Annotated in this window: 11 protein-coding genes and 3 pseudogenes; 6 read left to right on the top strand and 8 right to left on the bottom strand. The window is 54.0% G+C overall.

The features are described from left to right. Positions 1-2: 2 nt before the first annotated feature. The 3 genes from FDY98_RS28575 to FDY98_RS18835 are packed head-to-tail and all read right to left on the bottom strand — an operon-like array spanning position 3 to position 1,853. On the bottom strand, positions 3-698 hold the full coding sequence (locus FDY98_RS28575; RefSeq protein WP_340147083.1) for an isochorismate synthase: 696 nt from the start codon (positions 696-698) through the stop codon (positions 3-5). After that, complete coding sequence (locus tag FDY98_RS28580) at positions 695-1,330, bottom strand: hypothetical protein (RefSeq protein ID WP_340147055.1); 636 nt, start codon at positions 1,328-1,330, stop codon at positions 695-697. The genes FDY98_RS28575 and FDY98_RS28580 overlap by 4 nt, the downstream gene beginning before the upstream one ends. 28 nt (positions 1,331-1,358) lie before the next feature. After that, positions 1,359-1,853, bottom strand: coding sequence for a DoxX family protein (locus FDY98_RS18835; protein ID WP_027957070.1), 495 nt, complete (start codon positions 1,851-1,853; stop codon positions 1,359-1,361). A 142-nt stretch (positions 1,854-1,995) separates the two neighbouring features. On the opposite strand from FDY98_RS18835, the gene menA reads away from it, so the two are divergent. Continuing rightward, the gene (gene menA / locus FDY98_RS18840) at positions 1,996-2,922 is read left to right on the top strand and encodes a 1,4-dihydroxy-2-naphthoate octaprenyltransferase (protein ID WP_027957071.1); all 927 of its coding nucleotides are present in this window, start codon (positions 1,996-1,998) and stop codon (positions 2,920-2,922) included. Between the two features lie 59 nt (positions 2,923-2,981). On the opposite strand, the gene FDY98_RS18845 is transcribed toward menA, so the two are convergent. Next, complete coding sequence (locus FDY98_RS18845; RefSeq protein WP_022521683.1) at positions 2,982-3,284, bottom strand: antibiotic biosynthesis monooxygenase family protein; 303 nt, start codon at positions 3,282-3,284, stop codon at positions 2,982-2,984. Between the two features lie 514 nt (positions 3,285-3,798). On the opposite strand from FDY98_RS18845, the gene FDY98_RS18850 reads away from it, so the two are divergent. Both FDY98_RS18850 and FDY98_RS18855 read left to right on the top strand, forming a co-directional pair. After that, positions 3,799-4,521, top strand: a complete 723-nt coding sequence (locus tag FDY98_RS18850) for an AzlC family ABC transporter permease (protein WP_051051757.1) — start codon at positions 3,799-3,801, stop codon at positions 4,519-4,521. A gap of 439 nt (positions 4,522-4,960) precedes the next feature. Then, complete coding sequence (locus FDY98_RS18855) at positions 4,961-5,761, top strand: helix-turn-helix domain-containing protein (RefSeq protein ID WP_027965500.1); 801 nt, start codon at positions 4,961-4,963, stop codon at positions 5,759-5,761. 105 nt (positions 5,762-5,866) lie between these two features. On the opposite strand, the gene gabT is transcribed toward FDY98_RS18855, so the two are convergent. The 3 genes and pseudogenes from gabT to FDY98_RS18870 form a co-directional block, all read right to left on the bottom strand. After that, on the bottom strand, positions 5,867-7,138 hold the full coding sequence (gabT, locus tag FDY98_RS18860; RefSeq protein WP_027957075.1) for a 4-aminobutyrate--2-oxoglutarate transaminase: 1,272 nt from the start codon (positions 7,136-7,138) through the stop codon (positions 5,867-5,869). Positions 7,139-7,149: 11 nt separating this feature from the next. Further along, positions 7,150-8,602, bottom strand: a pseudogene (locus FDY98_RS18865) (NAD-dependent succinate-semialdehyde dehydrogenase). Positions 8,603-8,647: 45 nt separating this feature from the next. Continuing rightward, positions 8,648-10,061, bottom strand: a pseudogene (locus FDY98_RS18870) (APC family permease). A gap of 278 nt (positions 10,062-10,339) precedes the next feature. Here FDY98_RS18870 and FDY98_RS18875 point away from each other — a divergent pair. From FDY98_RS18875 to FDY98_RS18885, 3 genes and pseudogenes are all read left to right on the top strand, one after another. Beyond that, positions 10,340-11,759: pseudogene (locus tag FDY98_RS18875) on the top strand (aminotransferase-like domain-containing protein). A gap of 87 nt (positions 11,760-11,846) precedes the next feature. Beyond that, positions 11,847-12,527: a transglycosylase SLT domain-containing protein gene (locus FDY98_RS18880; protein WP_027957079.1), complete on the top strand. Its 681-nt coding sequence runs from the start codon at positions 11,847-11,849 to the stop codon at positions 12,525-12,527. 11 nt (positions 12,528-12,538) lie between these two features. Further along, positions 12,539-13,279, top strand: coding sequence for a sulfite exporter TauE/SafE family protein (locus tag FDY98_RS18885; RefSeq protein WP_027957080.1), 741 nt, complete (start codon positions 12,539-12,541; stop codon positions 13,277-13,279). Positions 13,280-13,353: 74 nt separating this feature from the next. Here the strand turns inward: FDY98_RS18885 and FDY98_RS18890 are convergent, their stop codons facing one another. Then, a complete protein-coding gene (locus FDY98_RS18890; protein ID WP_027957081.1) occupies positions 13,354-13,905 on the bottom strand; it encodes a cupin domain-containing protein in 552 nt (183 codons plus the stop codon). Positions 13,906-14,015: the final 110 nt, after the last annotated feature.

The following is a 14,015-nucleotide window of genomic DNA, read 5'->3' on the forward strand; positions in this document are numbered from 1 at the left end:
CGTTATCCCATCCCAAGCAGCGACATAATGTCAGCAATTTTCGTATCCAGTTCGTGCCACTCCTCGTCTGGCTGTGAGCCTGCCACAATGCCTGCACCGGCATAAAGGCGAATTGTTTCTGGGCCGATATGGGCGCAGCGAATGGCCACCGCCAGATCGCTGCTGGTGTGACTGATTCGGCCGAAAACGCCCGCATACCAACCGCGTCGATGGCGCTCATGTTGGCGAATAAATGCCAGTGCCGACTTGCGGGGAACACCGCCTACCGCTGGGGTAGGCGGCAGCACTGCCAGCAACTGCTGGTCGGTGACGTCTCGGTGCAACTCGGCGTGAATCAGACGACGGATATGTTGCACCGAGCGCAGCTTAACAATATGCGCCTCGCCCATCTGGACGTGAGAAGAGAGCGGCTCAAACTGGGTCAAAAGCTGCTGATATACGCACTGGTTTTCCAGACTGTTTTTCTTATCGGCCAGCAGTTCATCGGCAAGCGCTTGATCTTGCTGGGTATCCTGCCCACGACGTGTGGTACCCGCCAGCGCCTCGGTCATTAAATGCCTACCTTTACGCTTGTAGAGCCGTTCCGGCGGGCAGCCGATAAAGGCTTCATGGGGAGTAAATTGGACGCCAAAGTGAAAACAGTCGGCGGCACCGGCCTGCCAGCGTGCTAGCAGCGCCCAAGGGCTGGGCGTTTTCAGGTGTGGTTAGGCACGTCTCCCCGTGAGAGCACCACCTTGGGTGTGTGACTCAGGTGATCAGGATGGGTGACCTGCTCTACCGACGCCGCCCACTCTTTCTGCGCAGGATAGTCTTCACGCTGATAAACATTCGGCAGCCAACAAGGCAGCCGTTGCTCCTCTTCCAGCGCAGCCAAACAGGCACGAGCCTGGGCTATCTCGGCCTCTGGGCAGCAATCATCAAAGCGCAGATTGAGTGATAACATCACCCCCGCTTGCTGGCGCCTAAGCTCTATACGCGGCAGCAAAAAGTGGCAGCCCGGAAAGTGCTCCCACCCTGGCGTACCGGGGTCGAAGGCCATGCCCCCGAAGTAGTCCGGCTGCTCGCCACCACTATCGGCCAGTGTGGCAAGGTCGGCCTGCAGCGCGGCTAGCGAATCAAACGCCCTAACAACCCCTAGCGCAGCATACTCAACGGCGCCAGCATCACGGGATTGCCAATAGAGACGGGGATAAACGCTTTGCACGTTTAACCACCCCATCAGGTTACCGACCTGACAGGGCGTATTTAGGCGCATAAACCCTTTTTTATCCGTATGACGAAGCGCATCAAGCTGATGTTTGAGTGCTTCAATAGGGTGTGTAACGTGCATAATTCGCCTGTTAGACCCGCGTTTTCAATTAACTACCAGCGTACTTCAAGCCTAGCTTTTTTTTCATATAGGGCAGCACCCACCGATCGCCACCCAACCGCCCCGCATTGGCACCCGCCACCAGCAACAAGAAAGTCAGCGCAATCATCCATGGATTAGTGGACACCGTGCCTGCCATCAAAAACGACATGTTCATCACGATGGCGAAAAATGCAGCAAACGAGGTCAGCACACCAACGATCAAACCCAGACCAACTAACACTTCTCCCAGCGGTATAATGAAATTAATGACATCCGCATTGGGCAACGCAAAATTCTCTAGAAAGGCGACATAATTAGGATAAACCGCGCTTCCCTCGCGCATCACAGGGTTGGCGACAGCATTGCTTAAGAAGCCCTCGGCGTTAAAGCCACCGGTCATTTTACCGATGCCTAAGGTTAGCCAGGTGATGCCTAAATAGAGCCGTAGCAGTAACCAAACTACCGCCATATATTTGTTATGTCTAAATAAGTCGCCAATCATCGCGTAAACTCCTACTCAAGGGGTGCTTGCAGTGTGGGACAAGATGACGCGGCATATTTTGACTTAGATCTACTTTTCCGCACTTAATCATACATTGCCGAATGTTTATTAAATGAAAACGGTCAACAGGAATATCAACGGAATGGATCAAAATAGTAAGCGCCGCCACTACCAAGCCTGGGTGTTAGCCGCTCGCCCCCGAACGCTACCGCTAGCGTGTGCTTCCATTCTGCTAGGTACTGGGCTAGCCGCGAGTGTGGATGCTCTTAATATGGCAGTGCTTGTGCTTGCCCTACTGACCGCCATTGCGCTTCAAGTGCTGTCTAATTTAGCCAACGATTACGGTGATGCTGCATCGGGTGCTGATGACGAACAGCGTATAGGGCCTGCAAGAGCGGTCTCTTCTGGCTTGCTTAGCGCGGAAAAAATGCGCACGGGAATGATCATTGCGGCAACGTTTGCCGCGTTACTGGGGCTGTTACTGCTAGTCGCCGCGTTTGGAAATCAGTGGGGGCAAATCCTCATCTTCATTCTCTTAGGGGCTGCGGCCCTGTTGGCAGCAGTGACCTATACCGTTGGTCTAGGTGGCACCCCTTATGGCTACCGAGGGTTTGGGGACATTGCGGTCTTTATGTTTTTTGGTCTGCTTGGCGTCTTGGGCACCTACTATCTGCATGTACAGCAGTTAAGCTGGCTACCATTTCTACCTGCCGCCGCCTGCGGCCTGCTGGCCACCGCCGTGCTCAATGTGAATAACGTGCGCGATATAGAGAGCGATGCACGCAATGGCAAAATCACCCTGGCGGTGCGGTTAGGCCGCACTAAGGCGATTAGCTACCACTGGGCGCTGCTGGGCATCGCGCTGCTACTCACCTTGATCTATTTAGTTGTACTGCCGGTACCGTGGGAGGGATGGAGCTGCCTGCTGGTGGCCAAACCTCTAACTGACGCGGCCAGAACTTTGAGCCATACCCGTAATGGCGAGATTTTGACCAATATGCTGAAGAAAACGGCCATTTCAACGCTGCTTTATAGCGTACTGCTCTCTATTGGCTTGGCATTGTTTTAAAGCCCTCAAAGCGGGGCAACCACCCCGCTGATAACCTGCTTCGTTTAGCCGTACACGCCTTACAGCACCACCTCATAACCTTCAAACTTTGGTGGGCCAAGATAAATACCTTCGGGTGACTTGGCATTGGCATGGGCCTTCCGGAACGCATCTGACTTAGTCCAGGCGCGGAAGGCTTCTTCCGACTCCCACACGCTGTGGGAGATAAACACGGTGTGATCTTCCTGGCTTTCACCCTGCAGCATCTTGAACTGTTTAAAGCCCGGCACTTCATCCAAGTGAGAGTCGCGGTTACGCCACACCTCTAAAAAATCCTCTTCGCGGCCTGGGGCAATCCGAAAACGGTTCATCGCGATATACATCGTTACTCTCCTACTGGTTTGTTCCTGCAGAGTTGATCCTGCTGGATTGATTACGCAAACGCTACCTTGATGGTAACGTCATGGCATAGTGGCGAATAGGCTTAGCGGCGAATAGCTCTCAACCGTCAGGTATCAGTATTATTAATGGCTAAGGCACCTATCCAGGTCGTTTGGTTCAAACGCGAGTACGCATTCATGATCACGCGCCGTTTGCTAACGCAGCCGCGGCGGGCCCCACGTTGCCCGTATTCGCCATTGAACCCGACCAAAGAAGCCAGCCAAGTGATTGTGGATAAACTCGCCAGCCAGCGATGCCCAAGCCAACGCACGAAAACAAAATATTGAAAAACCATAACGGCTAGACTCACTCCGCTCTCAACAAACCTGCACGATCTTACAATACGCTTATCAACTTTTCTCATACGCTTCCAGCATAGCAGCTAGCTTCAATGTTCTGCTGTAAGCCCATTAGCCATAACTAAAAAATTCACATTTTGGGAAAAAGTGATTGGCAATGATGAATAAATATTTAAACACCAAAAAAGTGCTCTCTGCTTCAAATACAGCAGAGTATCGGGTTCTGCTTCCGCTGCTATTAACGGCCATCTTTGCAATAGCACCTGTTAGCATGCTATTCGGCTTTACTGCTTACAAAGCAGACTGGAGCATTGTCGAAATTTTTCTCGTAAGCCTACTAGGCTTTTCTGGGAGCGGGCAGTTTGCCGCTCTACCTCTCTCTGAGTCTGGGGCCAGTTTTTTAACTATTGCTTTCGTTACCACTATGATCAATAGCCGATATTTTGCAATTTCGCTTTCATGCTCAAAAAAATTACCAAAAAACAAGTTGCTTAAGGTTTTTGCGTCCCATGTACTCGGCGACGAAGCGTACGCTATTGAGCAGGGACATAACCAAAGAGCCATGCTGATAATTCGCTTCACCATTTTCTTGTCCTGGATACTCTTTGGGGTAGCAGGCGGCATTATAGCTGGGCTGTTTCCCAACCTTTTACCTGACGACATCAATGCCAGTATTCCTGCGAGCTTGGTGCTTCTTTTTCTTGCCATCTCGTATCTTCAAAACCGACCTTATAAAAGTGGTTTGATAACTGTTCCAAAGGCAACGTTAGGCTTTTTAATAAGCGGGCTTTTCTATTACACCCTTGGTGGCATCTACTTTTGGATCCCCTCCATCATTCTATTATCCACTATCTCCTATCTACTGAATAGAAAATATTGAGGAACAAATATGGTAGATAATTTTTTGGTGATTTTGGCTCTTCTACTTACAAGTGTCATGATAAGAGTTCTGCCCTCTTTGTTCACGATTAACTTCGGCGCAAAAGCCCAGTATCTAATTGAGGAAATATTGCCTACTTCTATTTTTATTTGTTTCATCACTTACATCGTGATACCAGAGATGGCTAACGGGCTTAACCTATCTATTTTTTCTTTTATTGCAGTAGGCATATTGGCAGTTATATTAAAAAGTGGACTGATCCTAACGACAGTCGTCGCCACCACTCTATATTACGTATTGAGCTGAATAGCCTGCAATACGAGAGCGCTTCAAGGACAGGCTATATAAACTGTCAAAACTGGCTAACTAGCTTTACTTATTCATATATTCCGCTGCATGATAACCCTGCATTCAGACAGAAGCCGATACCTTACCGCCTATGCTAAATTCTTTTTTTAATACCCAGATAGAAAGATTTGAAGCCTTTTTTTCTGGCGTTGCCTTCGAGCCGCATCGGCACGATACGTATGCTGTAGGTAGAACCCTTGCAGGGGTTCATTGCTTCAATTACCGAGGTGAAAAAAGAACTAGCTTGCCGGGCAATACCATTGTGATTCATCCTGATGAACTCCACGACGGTGAGGCTGGTACGAATGACGGCTTCCACTACCGCATCATGTATATTGAACCCTTTGCTCTTCAAGCGGTGCTTGGTGGCCGCACCTTACCCTACATAAAGGGTGGCGTTAGCACAGACCCTCGGCTTTATGCCGCCACAGAATTTCTTATGAATGACCTCCAAACTGCTCATGAGCAGCTTGAAGGGGTAGATATCGTCTTCGAACTAGCCAATGTTCTCTCTGCTGTTGCCGGTCACAAAAGAGGTAGGGTGGCATACGACTATAACGCTGCAGAAAAGGCTAGAGAATATATCCACGATTCATTGGATTCTCATATCACACTTGATGATTTAGCGTTGGTGAGCGGCCGTGAAAAGTGGAGTTTATCAAGAGATTTCAGGGCATTATATGGAACAAGCCCATACCGTTACTTGACCATGCGGCGTCTTGCGTTCGTAAAACGCTATTTGACCCAGGGTTATTCGTTGTCGTACGCCTCAGTTTCAGCTGGTTTCAATGACCAGAGCCATATGACAAATCACTTCAAGAAAGCCTTCGGTCTTACTCCCACTCATTGGTTATCTAGGTTTAAACAAAACTGTAGGGGTAGTGGCTCATAATCACACTGCAACCCCAAAACTTTCCCCGCCATGAAATAAAAACCCGCTCTCGCCAACAGCTTTCACTGTTTGACGAGGGCGGGCTTTGTGATGCTTAGAAGAGTATTAGCTAAGCGCTTCCAGGGACTGCTCGATAATGCTGAGCCCTTCTTCCAACACCGCAGGAGATACCGTCAGCGGTACCAGAATCCGGATGCTGTTGCCGTAGAAGCCACATGACAGAAGGATCAGGCCTTTCTCGCGGGCTTTGGCACAGAGCGCACCGGTTAGCGCTGTATCGGGTTTTCCTTCGCTATCGAGCAATTCGAACGCTGCCATGGCGCCTAGCTGGCGGCCGTGGGCAACGGCGGGGAATCGCTCTTCCCAAACAGCAAAACGCTCCGCGAGCATCTTGCCCATCTGCTCGCTGCGCTCAAGAATATTTTCCTCTTCGATCACCTCGATAACCGCCAGCGCTGCCGCGCAGGAGAGCGGATTGCCGCTGTAGGTGCCGCCTAGCGAGTTGGGGCCGGAGGCGTCCATTACCTTGGCGGTACCCACAACAGCCGACAGCGGCATGCCGTTAGCGAGGCTTTTGGCGGTGGTGAGAATATCCGCTTCGATGTCGCTATGTTCGAGGGCAAATAGCTTGCCGGTGCGGGCGAAGCCGGACTGCACTTCATCGGCGATCAGTAGAATGCCGTGCTCGTCGCACAGCGCGCGCAGCGCTTTAAGGTAATCCGGTGACGCAATATAGAAGCCGCCTTCACCTTGAACCGGCTCAATCACGATGGCCGCTGTACGGTGCGGGGCGATATCGGTTTTGAACAGCGTGCGAATGGCATCCAAAGACGCTTCTTCGCTGATGCCGTGCAGCGGATTCGGGAATGGGGCGCGGAACACGTCGCCCGGCATCGGGCCGAAGTCGTTCTTGTACGGTAGCACCTTGCCGGTCATGGCCAGGGTCATCATGGTGCGTCCGTGGAAAGCGCCGTCGAAGGTAATAATGCCGGTGCGGCCAGTGGCAGCGCGGGCAATCTTCACGGCGTTTTCCAGCGCTTCGGCACCGGTGTTGACCAGCATCGCTTTGCGCTCAGGGCCGCGCACCGGGCTTAGTTCGCAGAGCTTTTGGCACAGCTGCACATAGGGCGCGTAGGAAATGACCGCGGCGCTGGTGTGCATAACTTTCTTGAGCTGCGCTTCAACGGCGGCGACGATTTTCGGGTGGCGGTGGCCCAGGTTCAGCACACCAATACCGCCCGCGAAATCGATCCAGCGGTTGCCGTCGGCATCCCACAGCTCAGCATTTTCAGCGCGCTCGGCAAACTGGGTTGTCGGCGTGGCAGCACCGTTGGCCACGTAGCGGTTTTTCAGGTCGTTCAATTCTTGGTTAGTCATCATAGCTTTCCTTATAAACCGCCAACGCAGACATATTTAAGTTCAGTAAATTCATCAAGACCGTGGTGGGAGCCTTCGCGACCCAACCCGGACTCTTTAACGCCGCCAAACGGCGCCAACTCGGTGGAGATCAGCCCTTCATTCACACCGACCATGCCGTACTCCAGCTGCTCCATGGTGCGCCAGATGCGGCGGTAATCCGTAGCGTAGAAGTAAGCCGCCAGGCCAAAGGGTGTATCGTTGGCCATGGCAATGGCTTCTTCATCGCGCTGGAAGCGAAACACCGGCGCGACCGGGCCGAAGGTCTCTTCGTCGGCCACGGCCATCTTGGTGGTCACATCCGCCAGCACCGTGGGAGTGAAGAAGCGCTCGCCTGCGGCGTGAGGCTTACCACCGCAGAGCAGCCGAGCACCCTGGTTCACTGCGTCGTCCACATGGCGCTGCACTTTATCTACCCGCTGCTTGGTTAATCAGCGGGCCGATAATGCTGCCATCCGCCAGGCCATCGCCAACCTTCAGTGCGTTCACTCGCTCGGTGAGCTTGCTGACAAACGTATCGTAAATGCCGTCCTGCACCAGGAAGCGATTGGTGCATACGCAGGTTTGCCCAGCGTTGCGGAATTTGGAGGCGATTGCGCCATCAACAGCGGCATCTACATCGGCGTCGTCAAACACGATAAACGGCGCGTTGCCCCCCAGCTCCATGGCGGCCTTCTTCACTGTACTGGCGCACTGGGCAAGCAAGTGCTTACCCACCGGGGTGGAGCCGGTAAACGAGACTTTGCGCACCCGTGAATCCGTGGTGAGCACCTCACCCACCGCTGCCGGTTTTGAGGCAGTAATCACGTTAATGGTGCCTGCAGGCAGGCCCGCTTCCAGCGCCAGGTAAGCGGCGGCAAGCGCGGTGAGCGGCGTGGCTTCGGCGGGCTTGATCACCACGGTGCAGCCCGCCGCCAGGGCCGGGGCGCACTTGCGGGTAATCATCGCCAGCGGGAAGTTCCATGGGGTAATTGCCGCCACCACACCTACCGGCTCGCGCAGAACCAATAAGCGTTTGTCCGCGCCATGACTTGGTAGGGTTTCTCCTGCCATACGCTTGGCTTCTTCGGCGAAGAACTCGATAAACGACGCACCGTAGGTGACTTCGCCTTTGGCTTCCGTCAGCGGCTTGCCCTGCTCCAGGGTCATCAGACGGGCCAGGTCGTCGGCGTGTTCGTTAATAAGCTCAAACCAGCGCCGTAGCAGTGCCGAGCGCTGCTTGACCGGTGTGGCCCGCCAGGCAGCGCCAGCGTTGTAGGCGGCGGCCACGGCGTCACGGGTATCATCGGCGCCCATATCCGCCACCCGGGCAATGGTTTCACCGGTGGCGGGGTTATCCACCGCAAAGGTTTGTTGACCTGTACGCCACTCGCCACCCACCAGGGCTGGAACCGCATCGTGCAACCACTGTTCGATAAAGCTCATACGTTGCTCCTAAAAAGCTTAAGTCCAGAAATCTCGTAGGACGGCTTACAGATCCACTTGCATATGGCGATCGCTGTAGTCACGCCCGTAGGTGCGCAGCGCATGCACGTAAAGCACGATGCCCAGCACCGCCCAGCCAGCAAAGATAGTCCACTCCGCGACGCTCAGTGCCGCCGGGCTACCGGGCAGGTAGAGGCACGCCATACCGAAAAAAGAATGATAGCGAGGGTGCCGCACAGCTTGCCGTTACTTACCTTGAATGGGCGGGGCATATCCGGCTCGCGCACCCGTAGCACCACAAAGGAGATCGCCACAAACAGGTAGGCCAATACGATGCCCAAGCCACCCGCATTAACGATCCACACCAATGCTGGGCGGCCAAAGAAGGGCGCCAAACAGGAGAGAAAGCCCATCATAAAGATGGCATTAGTAGGGGTTCTGTAGCGAGGATGCAGCTTGGCAAACGGCGCAGGTAGCATGCCTGCTTTAGCGAGGGCATAGATTGCCCGGGAACCGCCGATATAGAAGGCGTTCCAACTAGTAATAATGCCCGCAATACCCGCCATGACCATTAAGTTGCTGGCCCACGCGGCGTTAAACAGGCTTCCCATGGCGTCCGGCACACTCAGTGAACTGGCCGCCAGTTCAGTGCTGTTGAGCGCCAGGCTGGTCGCCAGAATAATCAGCGCATACCACACCACCGCCAGAATCACCGACATCATCAGCACTTTGCCGATGGCCTTATAGGGCAGATTGATCTCTTCAGCGGCCTGGGGATAACGTCAAAACCCACAAACAGAAACGGCACCATGACCAGCACCGCTACAATGCCTGCGAACACGCCGGTGTCGGCCTGGGTGAAGAGCGGCATCATATTGATGGTTTCACCTTCAAACAGCGAACCGGTGACAAACATGACCCCCACCAGCAGAATTAACCCAGTCACTACCTTTTGCAGCAGGGCCGCGGTGGTCACACCGAAGTAATTGATGATCATCATGACCAACGAGCCACCTACACCTACCGCTACCCAGGTGGCTTTAACTTCCCACCCGGCAATCGTCCACAGATGACCAACGGCATAGTTGGGCGCCAGATGTTCAATCACCGTGGGAAGTGCTACCGCTTCAAAGGCCACCACGCTTAGGTAGCCTAGAATAATCGCCCAGGTGCACAAGAAAGAAGGTAAGTGGCCCAAGGCGCGGTAGCTGTAGACGTGCTCGCCACCCACTTTGGGCATCGCAGCGGCAAGCTCCGCATAGGTAAGGCCAACCAAGACAATCGCTAAACCGCCGATAATAAACGCTATAATGGCGCCTAGGCTGCCAGCGGATTGAATGGCGGTACCGGTGAGTACAATCCAGCCCCAACCGATCATGGCACCGAAGGCCAGCGCTAATACATCGCCACGGGCGAGTACCCGGACGAGCCCTTCCTGTTGTGATGAGGATGTGGTCATTTGAAATTGTCCTGCGAGTTATTGGATGTTGTCGTAGGCGCTCAGGGGCGCAGTATCCTGATCCTGTTTTAACAGCCTCTCTTTGAATAGGCATGTTTTAAACGGTTTCGCCAAACAGGATAGCCACACGCTAGCAGGCGGGAGAGAAAACGCGAACGCACCACTTTTGCGTTCGACTAGACCACTTTTCATACGCACCGAAAGGGTGCACTATTTTCATACGGCTTTCGTCTAAGTGCCCGCCGTTAGCGGGTTAAGCGGGATTAAGGGGTGTCCAAATGGATCGTAAGGAGGTCGTGCACCAACTTGTACAGCTTTATGCACTCCAACCGGAGCGATTGAGTAAGCAGGTGCGTATTGAGCAGGCATTGCGACAAGCCATTACCCAACAGTGGCCTGCCGGGCTGCGGCTGCCCTCTCATCGCCAGTTGGCGGATGCCCTTGGCGTTGCCCGCCAAACCCTGGCGCTGGCGATCCATACGCTACTCGAAGAAGCACTGCTTAAAAACCGCCCATGGCCAAGGCACCTGGACGTGCCGCCCAATTACGCCAAGCCCTCCCCTGCGTGGCAATGCACAGCTCTCCTCTCGCGCCCAACGGGTTCTGGATGGCCCCGGCGCGAGCATGATTCAAAGCGGTGCCTTCGTGCCGGGTATTCCCGATATCGCCCAGTTCCCGATGCGTAAATGGCGGCAGCTCTACGCCAGCGTAACGGTGCCGCAAAACGCCCTGCTGCTCTCCTACTCCACCGGTGGCTACGGCCCATTAAAGCGCGCGATACGCGATTTTCTGGCGCGCTGGCGCAATATTAGTTGCGACACGGAACAGATCATCATCACTGACGGTACCCATAACGGCATTGAGCTATGCGCCGTGGCGTTGGCTGATGTGGGCAACACTGTTGCCATGGAGTCGCCCTGCTACTGGGGAGCGCGCAACGTCTTTACCGCCGCAGGTTTGGAAATCGAACCGGTGGCGTGGCTGCCAGGTCAGGGGCACATGCTTCCGCCTGCTCCTGGCCCGGTCAAGCTGGCCTACTTGACCGGCTCGCACCATTACCCGCTCAGCGTGCCTACCAGTGCGGTGGATAAACAGCGCTTATGCGATGCCCTAGCGCCCGCGTATATTGTCGAAGATGATTACGAGTTTAACCGCGACGACCACTCCAATCTGCTCTTTGACCCGCACTCGGAGCGCCACTTGCTGGTGGGCTCGTTTTCCAAGATGATGTTTCCAGGACTGCGCTTAGGCTATTTAGTGGTACCGCGTCATTTAGCGGGGCCAATGAACCGCTTGCGCAGTGAACTATTCCGCGAAGGACGCATGCTGGATCAGGCCGTACTAGCACAATTTATTTTTGATGGTGATTTGGATGCCTGGTGTCGGCGCATTCAACGCGACTACCTAGGGCGCCAACAGGTGCTGCATGATCAACTACATTCGCTGCCGCAGGTGCGCAGCGTTTCGCCACCGAGCAGTGCTATTAGCCTTTGCGTCGAGTTTGAGCCGGGCGTTAACGATGTGGGAATCGCTCAGTCACTGCTGAAAGAGCATTTAATTGTGCGTCCATTAAGCCCAGTGTGTGCACCAACCGATCCGCGCGTCGGCTTAGTAATGGGCGTCGGCATGCTATCAGGGGAAACGCTGGTGCGTGAAGCACAGCGCCTGCGTCGCAGCCTGGAAGCACTGCTGCGCTAGGCGTTATTAATAGTGCACAGGTAAGGAAGGAAGTGTTTCTCAACACCTTATCCACAAGCTTTGAACGGTTTACACACAAGGACTTTTATGCGTCACCCTGTTGATAATTTCATCGTCGCCTCTTCGGCTGCTTTCGCTAGGCTTCGCCTCTGGGCATCACTAAGTCTTGTGCTCCTGCTCTCGGGCTGCGCCACCTTTGCGCCCAACCCGCCTCAGGATCAAAGCAATATCTGCGAGATCTTCCGCGAGCAGCCCAGTTGGTACGACTACGCCCAGGAATCAGAGGAGAAGTGGGGCACACCGATCGCCACCCAGATGGCGTTTATTCAGCAGGAGTCTTCGTTTCGTAGCCATATCCGCCCGGATCGCAAGTACTATCTAGGCTTTATCCCCGGCCCCCGGCCCTCTTCTGCCAAAGGCTACGCCCAGGCCCAAGACCCCGTTTGGGGGGAGTATGAGGATCAAGCGGGCAGCCTGTTTGCCCGGCGTACTCATATGAAACACGCCACGGACTTTATTGGCTGGTACAACCGTCGTTCCCAGCAGCAGGCGGGCATATCGCTCAGTAATCCCGAGCACCTCTACTACGCCTATCACGAAGGCGCGGGGGGCTACCAGCGGGGTTCTTACCGCGGCAAACCACAGGTATTGAGTGCGGGGAGACAAGTAGCTGCTCGCGCTAACCGTTACCAAGCCCAGCTCAATGCTTGCGAAGCGGAGTTTCAATGCCGCAAGTTTTACCAGATCTGGCCATTCTGTCGTAGTTAAGGAAGCTGACGATGTCACTATGGATGGGTGCTGCCCTGGTTAGCGTGGTGTTTTTTACCTCGATGCTCTCCGGGGTGTTTGGTATGGCGGGCGGATTGGTACTGCTATGGTTTCTGCTGCTGATCTTTCCCGCGGGCACGGCGATGGCGGTGCACGGCGTTATACAGCTCACCGCGAATGGGTCGCGAGCATGGCTATCGCGACGCTATATTGTCTGGCCTATCGTCGCTTTTATGACGCTGGGTGTACTAAGCGCCGCGGGCCTGCTTCTGCTGTTCAACTACAGCCCCAATGCCGCCAGCGTCTCTATTTTGATTGGCCTAATGCCGATTTTGGTATGGCTGCCCAAGCGCTGGTTTCACCTGGATGCCAACCGCGCCAGCCACGCACTGTGCTGCGGCATCGCCTCTGGTGGTTTGACGATAGCCGCAGGGGTTTCCGGGCCGCTAATCGATATATTCTTTGTGCGCTCACGCATGGATCGTCGCCAAGTCGTGGCGACCAAGGCAATGATTCAGGTAGTGGCGCACAGCATTAAAATCATCTTCTATCTCGGCGCCGCCATGGCGCTTAGTACCGGCGAATGGGGCCTTGTGCTGCTAGCGGCGCCGTTTGCAATCTTTGGCACCCATACCGGCAACCGCATTTTACACCGTCTCACCGATGCCAACTTCCGCACCTGGACGCGCTGGATCGTGACCGGTATTGGGGTCTTCTACTTTTTTCAGGGGATCTTCCTGCTCACCCGCTAGCGTTGAGGCCGTGCCCAAACGATTTGCACGACATCTTTACTGCGACAATTGCCGCACAATACAAACCAGTAATATCAGAACGCCTTACCTGGCGTAGCACAGCTAATTATTTTGCAGGGAACATCGCCAATGTTTCTGAAACGGTGCGGAGTGCTTGTCTTGAAATAGTATGATTCACCTGGCCCTAAGCGCCTCGTATTACTTCCAACAATGATTTCAATCTCACCTTCCACGACAACACCAGCCTCTTCACCATAGTGAGTAATCATGGCTTGCCCAGTATCAGCACCCGGTAAGTATCGCTCAACCATAAAAGCCAAGGCACGGTTAGGACGATTTGCCCCGACAAGCTTGAAGGAAATATCACCAGAGGCAATATCAACCAAATCATCCGCCGAATAGAACACCTGCTCCTGACTATCCAGATCCATCGTAAAAAAATCACCGACGCTCATAGAGAAGGCGTTTAGGATTTTCTTCAGGGAACTGACGGATGGGCTAACTTTTCCTTGCTCTATTAGCGAAAGACTTGAGTGGGTAACCCCACACAACTTTGCTAGTTCACGTTGTGAAATCCCTCGCTGCTTGCGCAAGGAGCGCAAGCTCGCACCCACGTCATCCGACATGCTTTTTTTCACTCCCTATCAATAAGTAAATTACGTTGTTGGTCTATTGACGGGCACATAATAGCGCAAAAAAAACCCCACGGCTGTGGGGCAAAAACTTAATTAAATGA

The sequence above is a fragment of the Halomonas sp. PA16-9 genome, assembly GCF_009728585.1.
Classification (GTDB): Bacteria; Pseudomonadota; Gammaproteobacteria; order Pseudomonadales; family Halomonadaceae; genus Vreelandella; species Vreelandella titanicae.